Origin of the sequence: Kangiella marina, assembly GCF_039541235.1 — a bacterium.
Taxonomy (GTDB): domain Bacteria; phylum Pseudomonadota; class Gammaproteobacteria; order Enterobacterales; family Kangiellaceae; genus Kangiella; species Kangiella marina.
The window spans coordinates 1385582-1404499 of record NZ_BAABFV010000001.1 but is presented as its reverse complement, the minus strand read 5'-3'; the positions used below and the strand labels follow the sequence as shown (position 1 = coordinate 1404499).

At 44.0% G+C, this 18918-nt stretch carries 15 protein-coding genes; 7 read left to right on the top strand and 8 right to left on the bottom strand.

Annotated elements, in window-relative coordinates; all coding sequences use genetic code 11:
• Positions 1–222: 222 nt before the first annotated feature.
• From dnaA to gyrB, 4 genes are read left to right on the top strand one after another with little or no spacing between them, the layout of a single operon-like run.
• Complete coding sequence (dnaA, locus tag ABD943_RS06290) at positions 223–1617, top strand: chromosomal replication initiator protein DnaA (RefSeq protein ID WP_345292331.1); 1395 nt, start codon at positions 223–225, stop codon at positions 1615–1617.
• 33 nt (positions 1618–1650) lie between these two features.
• Positions 1651–2754: a DNA polymerase III subunit beta gene (gene dnaN / locus ABD943_RS06285; RefSeq protein ID WP_345292330.1), complete on the top strand. Its 1104-nt coding sequence runs from the start codon at positions 1651–1653 to the stop codon at positions 2752–2754.
• Between the two features lie 50 nt (positions 2755–2804).
• Complete coding sequence (recF, locus tag ABD943_RS06280) at positions 2805–3923, top strand: DNA replication/repair protein RecF (RefSeq protein WP_345292329.1); 1119 nt, start codon at positions 2805–2807, stop codon at positions 3921–3923.
• Between the two features lie 26 nt (positions 3924–3949).
• Positions 3950–6376 (top strand): DNA topoisomerase (ATP-hydrolyzing) subunit B, encoded by a 2427-nt coding sequence (gene gyrB, locus ABD943_RS06275; RefSeq protein ID WP_345292328.1) that lies wholly within the window; start codon positions 3950–3952, stop codon positions 6374–6376.
• Between the two features lie 80 nt (positions 6377–6456).
• On the opposite strand, the gene ABD943_RS06270 is transcribed toward gyrB, so the two are convergent.
• Positions 6457–7353 carry a PPK2 family polyphosphate kinase gene (locus ABD943_RS06270; protein WP_345292327.1) on the bottom strand — a complete coding sequence of 299 codons (897 nt, stop codon included), beginning with the start codon at positions 7351–7353 and terminating at the stop codon, positions 6457–6459.
• A gap of 114 nt (positions 7354–7467) precedes the next feature.
• Here ABD943_RS06270 and ABD943_RS06265 point away from each other — a divergent pair, with 114 nt between their 5' ends.
• Positions 7468–7671: a dodecin family protein gene (locus ABD943_RS06265; RefSeq protein ID WP_345292326.1), complete on the top strand. Its 204-nt coding sequence runs from the start codon at positions 7468–7470 to the stop codon at positions 7669–7671.
• Positions 7672–7741: 70 nt separating this feature from the next.
• On the opposite strand, the gene ABD943_RS06260 is transcribed toward ABD943_RS06265, so the two are convergent.
• The 5 genes from ABD943_RS06260 to pepQ form a co-directional block, all read right to left on the bottom strand.
• Positions 7742–9229: a helicase HerA-like domain-containing protein gene (locus ABD943_RS06260; protein WP_345292325.1), complete on the bottom strand. Its 1488-nt coding sequence runs from the start codon at positions 9227–9229 to the stop codon at positions 7742–7744.
• A gap of 118 nt (positions 9230–9347) precedes the next feature.
• Positions 9348–9587 (bottom strand): ubiquinone biosynthesis accessory factor UbiK, encoded by a 240-nt coding sequence (gene ubiK, locus ABD943_RS06255; RefSeq protein ID WP_345292324.1) that lies wholly within the window; start codon positions 9585–9587, stop codon positions 9348–9350.
• A gap of 22 nt (positions 9588–9609) precedes the next feature.
• Complete coding sequence (locus ABD943_RS06250; RefSeq protein WP_345292323.1) at positions 9610–9972, bottom strand: SirB2 family protein; 363 nt, start codon at positions 9970–9972, stop codon at positions 9610–9612.
• Positions 9959–10606, bottom strand: a complete 648-nt coding sequence (locus ABD943_RS06245; protein WP_345292322.1) for a YigZ family protein — start codon at positions 10604–10606, stop codon at positions 9959–9961. Before ABD943_RS06245 ends, ABD943_RS06250 begins: the two co-directional genes overlap by 14 nt.
• Positions 10607–10628: 22 nt before the next feature.
• Positions 10629–11951, bottom strand: coding sequence for a Xaa-Pro dipeptidase (gene pepQ / locus ABD943_RS06240; protein WP_345292321.1), 1323 nt, complete (start codon positions 11949–11951; stop codon positions 10629–10631).
• Positions 11952–12241: 290 nt separating this feature from the next.
• On the opposite strand from pepQ, the gene fadB reads away from it, so the two are divergent.
• Together fadB and fadA are read left to right on the top strand one after the other, a co-directional pair.
• On the top strand, positions 12242–14407 hold the full coding sequence (gene fadB / locus ABD943_RS06235) for a fatty acid oxidation complex subunit alpha FadB (RefSeq protein WP_345292320.1): 2166 nt from the start codon (positions 12242–12244) through the stop codon (positions 14405–14407).
• A gap of 22 nt (positions 14408–14429) precedes the next feature.
• Positions 14430–15596 (top strand): acetyl-CoA C-acyltransferase FadA, encoded by a 1167-nt coding sequence (gene fadA / locus ABD943_RS06230; RefSeq protein ID WP_345292319.1) that lies wholly within the window; start codon positions 14430–14432, stop codon positions 15594–15596.
• 301 nt (positions 15597–15897) lie between these two features.
• Here fadA and rep read toward each other — a convergent pair whose 3' ends face one another.
• Positions 15898–17922 (bottom strand): DNA helicase Rep, encoded by a 2025-nt coding sequence (rep, locus tag ABD943_RS06225; protein WP_345292318.1) that lies wholly within the window; start codon positions 17920–17922, stop codon positions 15898–15900.
• Positions 17923–17991: 69 nt separating this feature from the next.
• Positions 17992–18849, bottom strand: a complete 858-nt coding sequence (locus ABD943_RS06220; RefSeq protein WP_345292317.1) for an MBL fold metallo-hydrolase — start codon at positions 18847–18849, stop codon at positions 17992–17994.
• Positions 18850–18918: the final 69 nt, after the last annotated feature.

Below are 18918 nucleotides of genomic sequence, written 5' to 3'. Positions count from 1 at the left end.
TCCTTTTAACGGGGTTGTGTTTGCTTTTTGTGCAATTAGTCCCCAATGTTGCATTTTTCAGTTACTCACAAAAACGATAAGTTTTTTGTTAAAACTGTGGATATTTCACAAAGATGGATCTACACTAGCTTTCGGAGTTGGGGAATGACTGAATTCGGTTTTCAACCTCGAACACTTACTTGTTAACAACAACTATAAACATGGATTTAGGATTAACTGTATATGTCTAGCAGCATATGGCGAAATTGCCTGCAACGACTTCAATCTGAACTGTCAGTTACAGAATATAATACTTGGATAAAACCCCTCCAAGTCCAAGTAACAGACAAAGAAATGTCTTTGTATGCACCTAATCCTTTTTTTGTTGATTGGATCCGACAGCAATACCTCGATCGCATCACTGAGTTTGTCACCAGTAAAGATGAGAGCAATCACATGCATATCTCTTTACATGTTGGTAATGCGCAAATGGAAGCTGCTACTCCTTCTCAGCCTGCCACTGCGCCGACTACAGCGCCAGCGACTAACGGGTACGCAAACCCGTTTCAATCGGTTTCCTCGACTAGCCGTCAATCAGCACCGTCGTCCAGTTTTCCACAGAATAACCTCAACGCTAAATTTACGTTTGGGAATTTCGTTGAAGGTAAATCGAATCAGCTTGCACGAGCCGCTGCTGAGCAGGTAGCTGAAAACCCAGGTATTTCATACAATCCTCTGTTGATTTATGGTGGCGTCGGTCTTGGTAAGACTCACTTAATGCACTCTGTCGGTAATCTTATTTTACAAGATAAACCCGATTCAAAAATCGTTTATCTTCATTCTGAACGCTTTATGGCCAATATGGTTAAAGCACTTCAAAGCAACAGTATGGATGCCTTTAAAAACTATTATCGCTCAGTTGATGCTTTGTTGATTGATGATATTCAGTTTTTTGCCAATAAGGGTCGGACCCAAGAAGAGTTTTTCCATACCTTTAATAACCTCATTGAAAAGAATAAACAGGTTATTATTACCTGTGATCGTTACCCGAAAGAGATTGAGGGGCTGGAAGAGCGGCTTAAATCGCGATTCGGTTGGGGGCTAACAGTTGCTATCGAGCCACCTGATCTTGAGACACGGGTAGCTATCCTGATGAGTAAAGCCAATCACTCCAATATTGAGTTACCGCATGAAGTGGCCTTCTTTATTGCAAAACGAATTCGTTCTAACGTGCGTGAGCTTGAAGGTGCCTTAAAGCGCGTTATTGCAAACGCTCAGTTTACCGGCCGTGCGATCACGCTAGATTTTGTTAAAGATGCTTTAAAAGATTTAATCGCAGCGCAAGACAAGCTGATTTCTATTGATAATATCCAAAAAACTGTCGCCACCTATTACAAGATAAAGGTTTCTGATCTATTATCTAAAAGGCGCAGTCGTTCTATTACTAGACCTCGCCAAATGGCGATGACGCTTGCCAAAAAGCTAACCAATCACAGCTTGCCTGAAATTGGAGATGCTTTCGGTGGCCGCGACCATACCACGGTCTTGCATGCCTGTAGAAAAATTGAAGAATTAAAAAGCGAAAGTGTTGATATTGAAGAAGATTACTCTAATCTATTAAGGACTTTATCAACATAATAACTATTTATTGGGTTTCATAAGGGTACTCATATGCGTTTTACCATGACTCGTGATCAACTGTTAACACCATTACAATTGGTTAGTGGCGCTGTTGAAAAAAGACAGACACTGCCAATTTTATCTAATGTTTTAATGGTTGTTGATGATAGTAAGCTCTCACTAACCGCAACCGATTTAGAGATTGAATTAAAAGCTCAAGTTGCTTTAGAGGGAGAGTTTGAGCCTGGAGAAATTACAGTTCCAGCGCGAAAGCTTCTGGATATCATTAAAAGCTTAGGTGATGGTGAAAACGTTAAGCTTGAGATGGGTGAAAACCGTCTGCGTGTTTCGACCCCCGGCAGTCGTTTTAACCTGTCGACGATGCCTGCTAATGAATTCCCCAACCTTGAAGAAACTGCGAGTCTCGCCTCACTTACGGTCTCTCAGCATACCCTAAAAGAATTGATAGAAAAGACTCAGTTTGCTATGGCTCAACAAGATGTTCGTTATTATTTGAACGGCATGTTGTTTGAGTTTGATGAAGATACTCTAACCTCGGTCGCTACCGACGGTCACCGACTTGCGCTATCCAAAGAGTCGGTTAAGTTAGAGTTGGATGAACGCGTTAACGCCATTATTCCTCGTAAAGGTGTCTCAGAGTTAGGCCGTTTGTTGGATCACACCGATGAGCCGTTGACACTAAGTTTAGGCTCTAACCACATCAAAATCACTAACTCTGACTATTCGTTTATATCGAAACTGGTTGATGGACGCTTTCCTGAGTATGACAAAGTACTGCCACGTAATGGTGATAAAATTGTCATTGCAGACAGAGAGGTTTTAAAAGAATCCCTTTCGCGTGCTTCTATCCTGTGTAATGAAAAGTTTCGCGGTGTTCGTTTTATGCTGTCGGATGGCCAGGTACGCTTACATGCGAACAACCCAGAGCAAGAAGAAGCCGAAGTCGAGTTCAGTGTAGATTATCAAGGATCTGATTTGGAAATTGGTTTCAATGTTAGCTATATGATCGATGTTATGAATACCATTAAAACTGAGCAAGTAAAATTAACCTTTATTGATGCTAACAGTAGCACCTTAATTGAAGAAGTTGATGGCGGCGAAAGCATGTATGTCGTTATGCCAATGAGACTCTAGTTGATCTTTTCTATTATAAGATTCTCTAACTGGCAAACTCATCCAATCCCATGCGTGTAAACCAGTTAACCATTTCAAATTTGAGGAACTTAAAGAATCCAACTTTAAGTTTCTCTCCTCAACTTAATATCATCTACGGCCCCAATGCTGCTGGAAAAAGCAGTTTATTAGAGGCCCTATATATATTAGGTAACGGTCGTTCTTTTCGTACCAGCAAACATAATAAAGTCATCAATGATGATAATCAGGACATCACTGTTTTTGCCAAACTAGAGTCTTCAGGTGCCTCTCACAAACTCGGCTTTAACCGTAAACGTAATGGCGAAACCGCTATAAAACTCAACGGTGAGATTGTTAAACGGCTTTCCACACTTGCTAAGCTTTCTCCGGTGCAAATCCTATCTCCGGAACAATATGACTTGCTCATTAAAGGGCCAGGAGCGCGCCGCAAACAGTTAGACTGGGGAGTGTTCCACGTGGAACATTCTATTTTATCTACTTGGCAAAAATGCCACAAAATCCTTTTGCAACGTAATCAGCTGTTAAAACGCAAGGCACCTTACTCCGATGTCTCTGTTTGGGATAAGCAATTGGTTAACTTATCACAACAAGTTACTCAACTTAGGCAGGCTTATTGTGATAAAATAAACCCTTTATTTAGTCAATTTGCCAAAGCTTTTATCCAACAAGCAGACTGTCACTTAGAGTTATATCCAGGTTGGTCTGATAAAGATGACATTGGTTTGGCAGAATTGTATAAATCACAATTTGAAAAAGATAAGCAACTGGGTTTCACCCAGTCTAGTATTCATAAAGCTGATCTAAAGTTTTTACTCGCTCGAAATAAAAAGGCTGGTGATTATCTGTCTCGCGGCCAACAAAAACTGCTGATTACAGCTTTTAAATTAGCACAACTAAAAGCCATGCAAGAGTATGGACAACAGTCTCCACTCTTTCTGATGGATGATATCGGCGCTGAACTTGATGCGAATCATCAAACTCAGCTGCTGGATTTATTAGCTCAACAGCCAGTAAATCAACAAATTTTTATAACTTGCGTTCATTTAGCACCTCTTAAACCACTGATTGAGCAGTATGATCAGGTGAAAATGTTCCACGTGGAACATGGTCAAGTTGAAGAGGTGTCGAGCAACGCGATGGTTATATAGGCATGAACAACCTAGAAGGAAACTCTATGTCGGAAAATAACAACTATGATTCTTCCAGTATTAAAGTACTTAAAGGGTTAGACGCTGTACGAAAGCGTCCCGGTATGTACATTGGTGATACTGATGATGGTACCGGCTTGCATCACATGGTGTTTGAGGTGGTTGATAACTCCATTGATGAAGCGCTAGCCGGTCACTGTTCGGAAATTCAGGTAACGATACACGATGATAACTCGGTATCGGTACGCGACGATGGTCGTGGTATTCCTACTGAAATTCACGAAGAAGAGGGTGTTTCCGCTGCTGAGGTGATTCTGACGGTTCTTCATGCCGGTGGTAAATTTGACGATAACTCGTATAAGGTGTCAGGCGGCCTGCATGGCGTAGGGGTGTCGGTAGTTAATGCGCTATCCGAAGATCTTACCTTAACCATCCGTCGTGGTGGTAAGCGTTATGAGCAGTTCTATAAATTTGGTGTGCCTGAAAAGCCATTGGAAATGGTTGGAGATGCCGAAACCAGCGGCACAGAACTCCGTTTCAAGCCGAGCTCTGAAACCTTTACCAATATTGAGTTTAAGTACGATATTCTAGCAAAGCGCTTACGTGAGCTATCTTTCTTGAACTCCGGCGTTAGTATTAAATTAAACGATGAGCGCAGTGGTAAGTCTGATCATTTTAAGTATGAAGGCGGGATTCAGGCGTTTGTTGAATATTTGAATCACAATAAAACACCGGTTCATGAGCGTGTTTTCCACTTTACTGCAGAGCGTGAGGAAGATGGTATTACGGTCGAAGTGGCGATGCAGTGGAACGATGGCTTCCAAGAAAATATTTTCTGCTTTACCAATAACATCCCTCAGCGTGATGGTGGTACACACTTAGCCGGCTTCCGTGCAGCGTTAACTCGCGGTTTGAATACCTTTATGGAAGCGGAAGGTTACAATAAAAAAGGCAAGGTTGGCACGACGGGTGATGATGCTCGTGAAGGACTGACTGCGGTTGTCTCAGTCAAAGTACCTGATCCAAAGTTTAGCTCACAGACTAAAGACAAACTGGTTTCTAGTGAAGTCAAAAGTGCCGTTGAGCAAGCGATGGGCGAGCACTTAAAAGACTTCTTATTGGAAAACCCTAACGAAGCAAAGTCGGTTATTAATAAAATGATCGACGCGGCCAGAGCGCGTGAGGCTGCACGGAAAGCGCGTGAAATGACACGTCGTAAAGGTGCGTTAGATATCGCGGGTTTACCAGGAAAATTAGCAGACTGTCAGGAAAAAGATCCGGCGTTATCAGAACTCTACATTGTGGAGGGTGATTCTGCGGGAGGTTCTGCAAAACAAGGCCGTGACCGTAAGAATCAGGCCATTTTGCCGCTTAAAGGTAAAATTCTAAACGTTGAAAAAGCGCGCTTTGATAAAATGTTATCGTCACAGGAAGTCGGGACTTTAATTACGGCGTTAGGCTGTGGTATTGGACGCGAGGAGTTTGACGCAGATAAAACACGCTATCACAGTATTATTATCATGACGGATGCCGATGTCGATGGTGCCCATATTCGAACCTTATTATTAACCTTCTTTTACCGCCAAGTCCCCGAGCTTATTGAGCGAGGCTATGTTTATATTGCCCAACCACCGCTGTATAAAGTGAAGAAAGGTAAGCAAGAAACTTATCTTAAGGACGATGATGCTCTAGAGGCATATTTGACGAACTTGGCTTTGAATAATACTCAGTTATTTACCAGTAAAGATGCCCCGCCGATTAGTGGTGAACGTTTAGAGACACTGGTTACGGAATATCGTGAAGTTAAAAAGACCATCAACCGTGTTGCTCGTCGATTACCGCGAGAAATGCTGAACAAGATGATCTATCACAAAACCTTGTCAACCGATGACATGAAAGATGAATCGAAAGTTCAGACATGGATAGATACGCTGGAAGAAAAGTTGAATAAAGACAGAACGAGCGGATCGCATCGTTATGAATTTAAGCTGCGCAAGGATAATGAACTGAACATCTTCATGCCGCACCTTACCATGTATCACCACGGCATTGAAAGTGAGTACTTACTTTCAAAGGAGTTCTTTACTTCAGAGGATTACAAGAAAATCAGTACTCTTGGTGAGCAGTTAGAGAGTCTTATTGAGCCTGGAGCTTTTGTTAAGCGTGGTGAAAAGATAGAGGAAGTTGAGACCTTTAGTTACGTTCTTGAGTGGTTAATGCAAGAGGCTCGTAAAGGCCAAGCCATCCAACGTTACAAAGGTTTGGGCGAAATGAACCCAGGTCAGCTATGGGAAACTACAATGGACCCAGAAAGCCGTCGTATGCTGCAAGTTACCATCGAAGATGCAGTAGCTGCTGATCAACTGTTTACTACGTTAATGGGTGATCATGTGGAACCTAGACGGGAATTTATTGAGAGCAATGCGTTGTCAGTAGCGAATCTTGATGTGTAGCGAGAGATCTCAGTAGATTGATTCGATATTGATTAACAAAGGGCGCTAATAGCGCCCTTTTTAGTGAGACGTGATGAAACCTATACAATAAGCTGTGAGCGATAGTCTTTAAGGCGCGCTGTATCCTCGTCATCGAATGAGGGGAATGCCAGTTTAAGCTCAGTTAACGTTTGTAAGACAATATCAGACACAATTGCTCGCATCAGAGGCTTATTATCCGCTGGAATACAATACCAAGGGGCCCAAGGGGTGGATGTGCTTCGAAGACAATCTTCATAGGCCTGCATGTACTTATCCCAGTGAGCGCTCTCTTTGAGGTCACCAGCAGAAAACTTCCAGTTCTTCTCCGGGCGATCAATCCTATCTTTAAAGCGTCGATGTTGTTCTTGCCTAGACACATTGAGGAAAAACTTACGAATAATGGTGCCATTAGCGGCAAGGTGGTGCTCATGATCGTTAATTGAGCGAAACCTTTGCTGCCAAAAGCTGGGTGTTTGATCGGGAGAAGGGGCGGTGAGTTCAGGTTGATAATCAAACGGAAGCTGTTGTGAATCAAGGTACTCGGGATGAACACGGACAACGAGCACTTCTTCATAATAGCTTCGATTAAAAAGACCAATGCGACCGCGTTGAGGTAGCTGTTTCGTGGTGCGCCACAAAAAATCATGATCCAACTCGCGTTTCGACGGTTGCTTAAAACTTGAGACTTGAAAACCTGCTGGGTTTACCCCTCGAAAAACATGTCGAATAGTACTGTCCTTACCGGCGGCATCCATGGCTTGAAAGACAAACAAAACGCTATAACGGTTATCGGCATAGAGCTTTTGTTGTTCTAAGTAGAGTTGTTTGCGGTTTTTTTTGTAGTGTTTCTTTAGCTGCGGGCTTGAGCGTTCCGATGAAACAGTGGTTGCCATTTGAGTTAAGTCGAAAGAATTATCAAAAGGTACAAGGTAAGGGGTGTCGGTAACGGAAAACATAAAAACCTCAAGTCGCTGATTATTTTACAAATGTTGTTACTACATCCTTGTTTATACAGGAAATATACGTAATATGAAAAGGGATATACGAAGATGGATAAAAAAGGAGCTGTTATGTCAATTGCAAAAGTTACAGAAATTATCGTTGAGTCGGAAAAGAGTTTTGAAGATGCTGTGGTGCAGGGTGTTAAACGAGCGAATAAAACGCTTGATCAGGTTAAAGCTGCCTGGGTAAAAGAACAACAAGCGGTTATAGAAAATGGTGATGTTGTTGGGTTTCGAGTGGTGTTAAAGGTAACCTTCTTGTTGAAGGATTAACCGGATAACCGAGTTAAAGATATTAAAAGGTGCGTTCATGCACCTTTTTATTGAACACTTTTAGAAGTGATTACTTACTTCCGGTGATGGAGCCCAGTATGCCGCGAAGTAGTTTTTTTCCTAGGTTAGAACCAAGGGTTCTAGCCAGTGTTTTTAAGAAGGTTTCACCAACCCCTTGTCGATTGGAGCGACGGCTTTGCTTTTTACGAGAAGCTTTCGCGTTTTCTTCCTTTTCACGCAGGCGTTTAGCCTCTGCCATTTCTTTTTCCTGACGCTCTTTGAGTTTCTGCTCCTTGGCTAATAACACTTCATACGCTGATTCACGATCGACAGCTGTATCATAAAGCCCTTTAACCGGAGAGGTGTTAAACACGTTTTCTCGTTCATTGGGTTTGAGTGGGCCAATACGGGATTCAGGTGGGCAAATTAACGTTTGTTGAACAATGCTGGGCCGTCCCTTCTCATCCAGAACAGAAACCAACGCTTCGCCAACACCAAGCTGAGTGATTAAGGCTTCGGTATCAAGCTCAGGATTGGGGCGAAAAGTTTCTGCAGCCGTTCTAACGGCTTTAAAATCCTTTGGGGTAAAGGCGCGAAGGGCATGTTGGATACGATTGCCTAATTGGCCGAGTACATCTTCTGGTATATCCGTAGGATGCTGTGTGACAAAGAAAACTCCAACGCCTTTTGAGCGGATCAAACGAACAACCTGTTCAATTCGATCGAGTAACGCTTTTGGCGCATTCTCAAAAAGGAGGTGGGCTTCATCGAAAAAAAAGACCAAACGAGGTTTATCTGGATCGCCGACTTCCTCTAACTCTTCGAAGAGTTCTGACAGGAGCCACAGCAAGAATGTTGAATAGATACGGGGATTCAGCATTAATTCCTTACTGTGCAAAATATTGATAAGGCCACGACCATCTATGTCGGTACGCATCATGTCTTTAATGTTGAGTGCGGGCTCACCAAAGAACTGATCGCCACCAGAATTTTCAAGGACTAGAAGGCGGCGTACGATGGCAGCAACACTTTGCGGAGAAACATTACCGTATTCACGCATAATTTCTTGGCGGTTATCACTAAGCCAATTGAGCATGGACCGCAAGTCTTTGATATCTAACAACAATAGTCCTTGTTCGTCAGCGATATCAAACGCGATATGAAGGACACCTTCCTGCGTATTATTGAGCTCAAGAAGGTTTGAAAGCAGGATGGGGCCCATTTCAGAAATCGTCGTTCTGACAGGGTGGCCATGCTTACCAAAGACATCCCAAAAAATAACCGGGTTATCGTGTGCTTGATAATTGGTAATGCCAATCGTGTCAATCCGTTCAGTGATTTTTGGGTGGCTACCAGCCGCTGTGGCAACACCAGAAAGGTCACCCTTAACATCGGCGGTAAACACCGGCACTCCCATTTTTGAGAAACCTTCTGCCAAGACTTGTAGCGTCACGGTCTTACCGGTTCCTGTTGCGCCAGCAACAAGTCCGTGGCGATTAGCCATTTTAGGGTTAAGTAGAATGTGCTCTTTTTGTGGGTTGCCGCCAATTAATAGCATAAGTTTAAGTCGTTATGTTCCCTTATAATCAGATTATACAAACGACGGTAAAAGGCAAGTCTGGAATTGTTGTTGCAGATGATAAAAGCGACCAGAGTAGGTCGCTTGGGAATTATGATTAGCGGTTTTCGATTTCTGACAGCTTTTTTTCGAGTTCTTCCAACTTTTGGCGTGTGCGAAGCAGGACTTGTGTCTGAGTATCGAATTCATCGCGCGAAACCAAGTCGAGTTTACCCAGCTGAGTCTGTAGCACTTGTTTAAATTGCTTGCTCATTTCGTCTTTGGCTGTTTTTAGACGCTCTGGTACTGAATCAGAGAGTTTCTTAGCAATGTCATCCAGCTTTTTAGGATCAATCATTTGATGAGACCTCTTGTCGTGGTTACCAAGGTAACGATTTGGTGCGTGCTAAATAGAGTATGGTGGCAAAGCTAACAATTGCAAGGGTAAAGACCAGAGCGCGCAGACCTTTGGTGTTGGCTTTAAAGGTCACAATACCAAAACCGATATAGAGCACAATCATGATAAGTTTGGCGATGATCCATGGCTGAAACACCGCGCCATAGTAGGTTGCCCAATAAGCAATACCCGTTCCAAGTAAAAAGGTATCAATAACGTGAGGACTAATTTTGACCCACTTTTTGTTCAAGCTTGGGCTTTGACGGAATAACCAAAAGCTTCTCAGCAAAAAACCAAGAATAGTAATGATCGCCAAGGTCATATGGATATGTTTAAGCGCTGTCATGATCTACCTTAATACTAAGTTGTTGTTTGTTTTCATAAGCTTCAACCGAGGATAAAAATGCGGACAGTTGATCGGTTGGAATATCAGCCATTATAACGACTTTGTCAGTGAAATGTTCGGCTATATTTTGTGCCTGATGCTCATCCAGAAGATAGCGAACTTGATTCTGAAGTTCGTATGAGCAAGAGACCTCTGCAGAAACCGTATAGATTTTTGTGTGGGTACTTACAGCCTCTAAAGCAGACTTAACGCCGCCGCTGTACGCGCGAGCAAGTCCACCCGTGCCAAGTTTGGTGCCACCATAATAGCGAGTGACTACAGCGGTAATATCCCCCACCTTACTGTGTTGTAGAACATTTAACATTGGCATGCCAGCGGTACCACTGGGTTCACCGTCATCCGAGCAAGCAATCAAGGTGGTACTTTCGGGGTTTCCGACAATGTACGCCCAGCAATGGTGAGTGGCGTCAGGTTCGTCGTTGTTCAGTTGTTTGATGAATGCTTTGGCCTTATCAACAGAAGGTGTGAAGACCATTCGAGTAATGAATCGACTGCCTTTAATGATGTCTTCAACCGTGAAAGGTTCGCTTACCTCATGGTTGGGCACGCGGTAAGCGGTTGTCGATTTACTCATTGGTTGTTAAAGGAATAACCGATTATTTCAAGTAAGCACGGGTTAGGTTGCGGTGACCGCTTTCTGTCACCACAATGTCGTCCTCGATTCGAATGCCGCCATAAGGGCGGAACGCTTCGATACGATCCCAGTTAATGCTGGAGCCGTGTTCGCTCGCCTTAAGATCAGCCAACAGTGACTTAATGAAATAGAGGCCTGGCTCGATGGTGAGAATTTGATTTTTCTCGATAGGTCGAGTGTTCCTCAAAAACGGGTGCTCTTGTGGCGGTGGCGCCGGATCGCCGTCAGCATTGGCTTGGTGACCACCGACATCATGGACTTGCAGACCGATTTGATGGCCTAGACCGTGTGGGAAGAAAGTCCGCGTTACACCATTCTCAAGCATAGCCTCAGGGCTCATATCGCAAATCTTGTATTGATTAAGCACCTTGGCGATTTCTAAGTGGGTATCAACGTGTAGGTCAACATAAGACTGACCTGGTTTGACCCGATCAACGATACCTAAGTGAAGTTGCTCCATGGTATTGATGAGATCAGCAAACTCGGTGTCTTTGTCAAACGCATAGGTGCGGGTGATATCGGCATCGTAGCTGTTGTATCGAGCACCAGCGTCAATCAAGAAAGTGCGATGTTCGCTTGGGCGTTCCGCATCATAATGCATGTAGTGCAAAATAGAGGCGTTTTCATTAAGCGCCACGATGCTGTTATACGGAAGCTGAGCTTCGTGATGACCACTAGCCAATAAGTAGGCTAAATGGATTTCGAGCTCAGAACCTTGATTGTAGAACATGTCGCGAGCAGCCATGTGGCCCATTGCAGCGCGCTTGTTCGCCAGTGCCGAGCACTCTATCTCGTAATTTGTTTTGATGGCGCGGTGCCAGTTGATTTCATTAATTAGGTTGCCAGGATTGATGGCATCAAAATCCTCATCCAAGAAAGGATAAGCCATCTCACCAATAAAGGCGATAGTGCCGTCAGACGGCATGAAAGCACGGACTTCATCTTTTTTGCGCATCATTTTGATATCAAAGTGCTCAACCCAGAAGCCATCGGGATCGCCGGCAACTTTATGCCAGAAATCTACCGGCTGGTAGTAGCATAGGGTGCGCTCACCCTTGGCTGAGATAATAATGGTGCTGTCGTGAAGATCATCGTGCGGAATGAAACTGTTGAAGTGGAAATTCGACTTGAATGGATAGGACATATCATCCAAGAAAATACCGTGCATCGAACCGGCCGGAATAAGCAGGTGATCGAAGCCATGACGCTGCATAGCGTCTTGATAACGCTTGGTAATCGTGTCAATGTGCTCAGAGAATAAAGGTTTTAGCTCTGCGTCAGTCATAAAACTACCATTAAATTTAAGACAATAAGGCAACATTATTTCAGATCGGCCCCTTGGTGGGCAAGGAAAGAATCGGTCGGTCACAAAAGCAACAATTATTGTGGATGCTCAGGAATAGACGCTTTTGTTCAGATAAAAAGTTCGTTATGATTGGTCAGACCAGATACAGCCGTACAGATGTAGTTGAGACCTGAAGCTGGGTTGAAGTACACTGGTTTGTCCTAATCTACTTTAATCAGAGCGGCCAAAAGTCCAACTCCATTATCTGATAATCAAAACGGAGAAACAGAATGATTTTCGAAGGTCAGTCGATTCAATGCAGACTGAGCGATAACGGTATCGCTGAGATGTGTTTTAACAATCAAAATGAGTCGGTTAATAAGTTTGACCGAGCTACCTTGAGCGAATGGCGCCAAGTCAATGAGCTGTTAAAAGACCACAAAGAGGTTAAAGCGGTTATTGCGACCAGCGCTAAACCCGTATTTATTGTGGGTGCTGATATTACAGAATTTAATGAGCTGTTTGCTTCCAGCCGTGAAGAGTTACTGGGCTGGTTGGTTGAAGCGAATGAAGTGTTCACAGGCTTTGAAGATTTACCTTACCCAACTGCCGCGGCAATCGATGGCATCGCGCTAGGCGGTGGATTAGAAATGTGTTTAACCTGCGACTTCCGTATCGCTAGCCCAAAAGCGCAAGTCGGTTTACCAGAGTCGAAGCTGGGTTTAGTGCCTGGTTTTGGCGGAAGTGTTCGGTTAGCCAGATTGATAGGCCCGGATAATGCATTTGAGTGGTTATCAACCGGTAAAGCATACAAGGCTGAGAAGGCTCTGGCCATTGGCACGCTAGACGCCGTGGTCGATTCTGAGCATTTAGTGGCAAGCACAAAAGAGATGTTATTGCAGGCAGCTGAGGGCGAGCTGGATTGGAAAGCGCGTCGTGCAGAAAAGAAAGCGCCTTTGCAGCTAAATAAAACCGAAGGCATGATGTCCTTTATGACCTCGAAAGCCTATATCGCGAGTCAGGCGGGGCCACACTACCCTGCGCCGGTTCGTGGTGTTGAGTTGATCGAGCACAGTGCGGGTATGTCTCTTGAAGACGCGATTCGTGCTGAGCATGAAGCGTTTGCGGATATGGCGCAAACGGAACAAGCGTCGGCTCTGATTCAGCTGTTCTTGAATGATCAGGTATTAAAGAAAAAAGCCAAAATAGCCTCTAAAACCGCGGATGTTGAAGTAAAGAATGCGACTGTACTGGGTGCTGGAATCATGGGTGGCGGCATTGCTTACCAGTCGGCATCACGTGGCGTCCCGGCGATTATGAAAGACATCAATCCAGATGCACTAGAAGCGGGCATGGACGAAGCCATTAAGTTGTTTGGTAAAGGTGTTAAGTACGGCAAAATTTCGACCGATAAAATGGCCAAAGGTATTGCCAGTATTAAGCCGACCCTCAGCTATGAAGAAATCAAACATACCGATATCGTGGTTGAAGCTGTGGTTGAAAACCCAAAAGTCAAAGCGTCTGTGCTGAGTGAGGTTGAGGGCTTAATGCCTGAGAATGCCATTATTTGCTCGAACACCTCGACCATTTCGATTGATCGTTTGGCCAAGTCACTGAAGCGTCCTGAAAAATTCTGCGGCATGCATTTCTTTAACCCGGTACACAAAATGCCATTGGTTGAAGTAATTCGTGGTGAGAAAACTTCGGATGAGACGGTGGCGAGCGTGGTGGCTTACGCCAGCAAAATGGGTAAATCCCCTGTGGTTGTGAATGATTGCCCTGGATTTTTTGTTAATCGCGTCTTGTTCCCATACTTCGGCGGTTTTACCAAGTTAGTACGCGATGGTGCTGACTTCCAGCAGGTAGATAAGGTCATGAGCAAAAAATTCGGTTGGCCGATGGGACCGGCTTACTTGTTGGACGTGGTTGGGATGGACACTGGTCGTCACGCAGCAGAAGTGATGGCTGAAGGCTTCCCTGATCGCATGAGCAAAGAAGAGAAAGATGCCATCGATGTGATGTTTGAGAGCGATCGTTACGGACAAAAATCCGGTAAAGGCTTTTATGTCTATGGCACGGATAAGAAGGGTCGTACAACCAAAGAGGCCGATCCGAAAGCATACGAGTTGTTGAAAGAGATCGCTAGCGAAAGCCAAGAATTCAGCGATGAAGAAGTGATTGCTCGGACCATGTTGCCGATGATCATTGAGACCATTCGCTGCCTTGAAGAAGGAATTATTGATAGTCCTGCTGAAGGTGATATGGCGCTGATCTATGGTTTAGGTTTCCCACCATTTAGAGGTGGCGTCTTTAAGTACGTCGATGAACAAGGGATTAATACTATTGTTGAACTTGCTGAAAAATACCAACACTTAGGTAAAGCGTATGAGCCGACGGCCGGAATGGTCGAAATGGCAAAGTCTGGCAAGAAATTTTATCAATCTGACGTATCTTAAAAGAAGCCACTGGGAGTAAACGATGAAAGAAGTAGTAGTAGTAGATGCCATTCGTACCCCAATGGGTCGTTCGAAAGGTGGAATGTTTAGAAATACACGTGCGGAAGAATTGTCGGCACGGTTGATGCAAGGTCTATTGGATCGCAACCAGAAGTTGGATCCGGCGGATGTTGAAGATGTGATCTGGGGCTGTGTGCAGCAAACTTTGGAGCAAGGATTCAATATTGCCCGTAATGCAATGTTGAAGACGGACTTACCTCATCATGTTGCCGGACAAACCGTTAATCGTCTTTGTGGATCATCAATGCAAGCGCTACACACGGCTACTCGCTCAATTATGGTGGGTGACGGTGATGTCTTTATCATCGGTGGCGTCGAGCATATGGGTCATGTACCGATGAATCATGGGATCGATTTTGACCCTGAGCTGGCAAAATACACGGCAAAAGCTGCTGGCATGATGGGTTTAACGGCTGAGATGTTGGCTAAGATGTACAAGGTCACGCGCGAAGAGCAAGATCAGTTTGGTTATCGCTCACATCAGTTAGCACATAAAGCGACTGTTGAAGGCCGTTTTGCTAAAGAAATCTTAGCGATGGAAGGGCATGATGAGAAAGGGCAGCTAAAGCGTTTTGATTTTGACGAAGTGATTCGTCCGGAGTCAACGGTTGAAGATTTAGCAAAGTTGCGCCCAGTGTTTGATCCAAAAAATGGTTCCGTAACGGCGGCAACTTCTTCTGCCATTTCAGACGGTGGTTCAGCGATGTTGGTGATGTCGCGTGAAAAAGCAGACAGTTTAGGGTTAAAGCCTATCGCTAAAATTGTCTCAATGGGTGTGGCTGGTTGTGATCCATCGATTATGGGTTTCGGCCCCGTTCCTGCGGTACAAAAAGCGTTGGCAAGAGCGAAAATGTCTATCGACGACATTGAGCTTTTTGAACTGAACGAAGCGTTTGCAGCTCAATCAATAGCCGTGCTTGACGGACTAGGTTTGCGAGATAAGTTTGAAGACAAAGTAAACTTAAACGGTGGCGCGATAGCTTTGGGTCACCCATTAGGTTGTTCAGGTTCTCGCATCTCAACCACGTTACTGCGACTGATGGAAGATAAAGATAAGGAGTTTGGATTGGCGACTATGTGCATTGGCTTAGGCCAAGGCATTGCAACCGTATTCCAAAGGTTGAATTAACAGCAACTTCTTTAAAGGCTTCTTCGGAAGCCTTTTTTAATGAGGGTGCCGTCGATTATTTTTGGGTTCTTTATACGAAAAAATAGACTTTCCTGTAACTCCCGCATAGCCGACTGCAAAAATAAGAATGCAGGCTATGACGACAAAAAACCATTCGAAGAATGACATGGTACACCTCCTGTGCCCTTTACCAATAATTTTATTATTATCCAACGTTAGCGATTAAGCAAGCGAGAGATTGTAAGGAACTGCAAAAGGGGGGAAAGCGACCAATCAAGAGAAGGGTTAGTGATGTCAGGAACTAGTCACTAAAAAGTGCTTTCAGCATAGAGATATTATCGTCAGCTAATTCTTTTTGTTCAGTGTCGGATAATGGTTTACGCTTTGCGTCCCAATCTAAGTCTTCTTCTGGAATTTCTTCAAGGAAACGGCTGGGTTCGCAGTTGATCACTTCGCCAAATTTATTTCGTTTCTTGCAAAGCGTGAACACGAGTGTTTGTTGGGCGCGGGTAATACCCACATAAGCGAGTCGACGTTCTTCTTCAATGTCGTCATTTTCGATGCTCGACTTATGCGGTAAAAACTCTTCTTCCATGCCAACTAAATAAACATGATTAAACTCTAAGCCTTTGGCTGCGTGTAGGGTCATCAGTTGAACTTGATTGGAGTTTTCTTCCTCTTCTTCATTACGGTCAAGCATGTCTCGAAGCATCAGATTAGCAACCGCTGCTGCGAAAGGATTTTCGTCATGTTCATTATCATCAACATAGGTTTCAACCCAACCCAAAAGTTCTTGAATATTGTTCCAACGAAATTCTGCGGCTTTAGGTGTACTTGACGTTTCATGAAGCCAGGAGTGATAGCCAATTTTGGCAATCAGATCATGGATGACGCCTAAACTGTCGCCTCGTTTCACATTATCTGCAGCGCGTGAAATGGTATCCGTAAAACGACGAACGGCATCCAATCCTTTGCCAGATAAGTATTGCTCAAGGCCCATTTCAAAACTGGCAGCATACAAACTAATGTGGCGTTTTTGAGCGTAAGTTCCAAGCTGCTCAAGAGTCGTGGGGCCAATAGAGCGACGAGGGGTATTAGCAATACGTAGGAACGCATTGTCGTCATCTTCGTTAGTTAACAAACGAAGATAGGCCATGATGTCTTTAATTTCAGCGCGACCAAAAAAGGAGGTGCTTCCTGAAATTTTATAAGGGACTTTGTTAGCGATAAGCGCTTTTTCAAAGAGTTTTGCTTGATGATTACCGCGATACAAAATGGCAAAGTCAGAATAGCGACCATTTTTGGTGCGTACTTTTCGGGAAATAATTTCAGTAACGACTTTCTGAGCTTCTTCATCTTCGTTGGCGCAAGTGACAACGCGAAGCGGATCGCCATAAGGTTTATCTGACCACAACTTCTTTTCAAAAACGTGAGGGTTATTATCAATTAACACGTTGGCTGCTTTTAAAATTCTGCCGTAAGAACGGTAGTTTTGCTCAAGCTTGGTAATTTGAAGTTTAGGAAAATCCTTGGCTAACTGATCCAGGTTCTCAGGACGTGCGCCTCGCCATGAATAAATCGATTGATCGTCATCACCAACAACGGTGAAGTTGCCAAACTGACCCACTAAGTATTTAATTAATTCATATTGGCTGGTATTGGTATCTTGATATTCATCAACCAATAAATATTTAATTTTATTCTGCCACTTTTCGCGAACCTCAAGGTTATCGCGCAATAATAAGGTCGGTATCAAAATTAAGTCATCAAAATCAACCGCATTGTATGCCCTCATGCTTCGAGCATACTTTTCATAAACTTTAGCGAAAACGAGTAATTCTTGGTTATTGGCTTGAGCAATCGCTTGTTCAGGAAGGATCAGATCGTTTTTCCACTGAGAGATTTGGTTTTGTAGCTGCGAGAGTAAGGCTTTATCGCTTTCCGCTTCTTTAAAGCCTAAGTCCTTGAGTAGAGCCAAGCTGTCTTGATCATCAAAAATAGTGAAGTTAGATTTCATGCCGAGAGTTTTATATTCTCGGCGAATAAAATTAAGACCAAAATTGTGGAACGTAGAAACCGTAAGACCTTTGGTTGCGTTTTGCCCCGCAATCTTGCTAACCCGTTGTTTCATTTCTCGGGATGCTTTGTTGGTAAAGGTAACCGCAACAATATTCTTTGCTGGAATCTTGCGCTCTTTAATCAGGTAAACAATTTTGCGGGTAATGACACTTGTTTTACCACTACCTGCACCAGCCAGTACCAATAGTGGACCAGAGGTGTTGAGTAGGGCTTGTTGTTGTCGTTGATTGAGCTGAGGTAATGACAAGTGCGCACAATATTATTGTTAAAGTTGGCGGCAAGTTTAGCAACTGACCGCCAAATAGCGCAACGAAAATTAAGGTTTGTCGACAGAAAAAGGCATTTTCAAGTACTTACAACCATTCGGCTCAGCGTCGGGAAATTGCCCCGCTCGAATATTGACCTGAAGGGATGGGTAAATCAGCTTAGGCACCTGAAGAGAGTCATCACGTTCATTGCGTAATTGTGCGTAGGCCTCGGGGTTGCCGCCAGATTGACGAAAGTGGATGTTATTTTTCTGCTCTGCGACAGTCGTTTTAGCCACCGGCTCACGGTCTTTGGGGTAATCATGACAGAGCCACAAACAATAGTCCTCAGGAAATGCGATTAGAAATTTAAGGCTGCTAAACAACTTTTCAGCGGAACCGCCCGGGAAGTCACAACGAGCCGTGCCCAGTTCTGGATGGAAAAAGGTATCACCAATAAAAATATGACCCGCAATCTGATAGCTCATACTATCGTCTGTATGGCCTGGAGTTGGGTGAGCGATAAATTCATATCGACCTAAACTCAGAGTGTCACCCTTATGCACAAGGATATCGAATTGACTGCCGTCGATGGGGATATCTAAGTTTAGGCTGGTGGCGAAGTGCTGTTGGACGTCCATAATACCTGCGCCAATAATGATTTTCCCACCTAAGCTATCTTTTACATATTGGGCTGCGGTAAGGTGGTCGGCATGAGCGTGCGTCTCAAGAATCCATTGTAGCTGCAAGTGTTGGGCATTGATGAAGTCGATCACTTTTTGAATCGATTGATAACTCGCTTTGCCGGAACTCAGCTCATAGTCAAGCACAGGATCAATCACGGCACAGTGGTTGCAGGATGGGTCATTGACTACGTAAGTCCAAGTACCCGTATCTTGGTGGTAGAAGGGAGTAATCTGGATAGACATAGTGTATGGCATTAATAGATTATGATATCAGGATAGAACAGTGTTTGAATATTAGCAATAACTAATTTA

What these genes read in the sequence shown, in the direction of transcription:
- dnaA (WP_345292331.1), top strand. Translation starts at nt 223, where the DNA reads ATGTCTAGCAGCATATGGCGAAATTGCCTGCAACGACTTCAATCTGAA.
- dnaN (WP_345292330.1), top strand. Translation starts at nt 1,651, where the DNA reads ATGCGTTTTACCATGACTCGTGATCAACTGTTAACACCATTACAATTG.
- recF (WP_345292329.1), top strand. Translation starts at nt 2,805, where the DNA reads ATGCGTGTAAACCAGTTAACCATTTCAAATTTGAGGAACTTAAAGAAT.
- gyrB (WP_345292328.1), top strand. Translation starts at nt 3,950, where the DNA reads ATGTCGGAAAATAACAACTATGATTCTTCCAGTATTAAAGTACTTAAA.
- ABD943_RS06270 (WP_345292327.1), bottom strand. Translation starts at nt 7,353, where the DNA reads ATGTTTTCCGTTACCGACACCCCTTACCTTGTACCTTTTGATAATTCT.
- ABD943_RS06265 (WP_345292326.1), top strand. Translation starts at nt 7,468, where the DNA reads ATGTCAATTGCAAAAGTTACAGAAATTATCGTTGAGTCGGAAAAGAGT.
- ABD943_RS06260 (WP_345292325.1), bottom strand. Translation starts at nt 9,229, where the DNA reads ATGCTATTAATTGGCGGCAACCCACAAAAAGAGCACATTCTACTTAAC.
- ubiK (WP_345292324.1), bottom strand. Translation starts at nt 9,587, where the DNA reads ATGATTGATCCTAAAAAGCTGGATGACATTGCTAAGAAACTCTCTGAT.
- ABD943_RS06250 (WP_345292323.1), bottom strand. Translation starts at nt 9,972, where the DNA reads ATGACAGCGCTTAAACATATCCATATGACCTTGGCGATCATTACTATT.
- ABD943_RS06245 (WP_345292322.1), bottom strand. Translation starts at nt 10,606, where the DNA reads ATGAGTAAATCGACAACCGCTTACCGCGTGCCCAACCATGAGGTAAGC.
- pepQ (WP_345292321.1), bottom strand. Translation starts at nt 11,951, where the DNA reads ATGACTGACGCAGAGCTAAAACCTTTATTCTCTGAGCACATTGACACG.
- fadB (WP_345292320.1), top strand. Translation starts at nt 12,242, where the DNA reads ATGATTTTCGAAGGTCAGTCGATTCAATGCAGACTGAGCGATAACGGT.
- fadA (WP_345292319.1), top strand. Translation starts at nt 14,430, where the DNA reads ATGAAAGAAGTAGTAGTAGTAGATGCCATTCGTACCCCAATGGGTCGT.
- ABD943_RS06220 (WP_345292317.1), bottom strand. Translation starts at nt 18,849, where the DNA reads ATGTCTATCCAGATTACTCCCTTCTACCACCAAGATACGGGTACTTGG.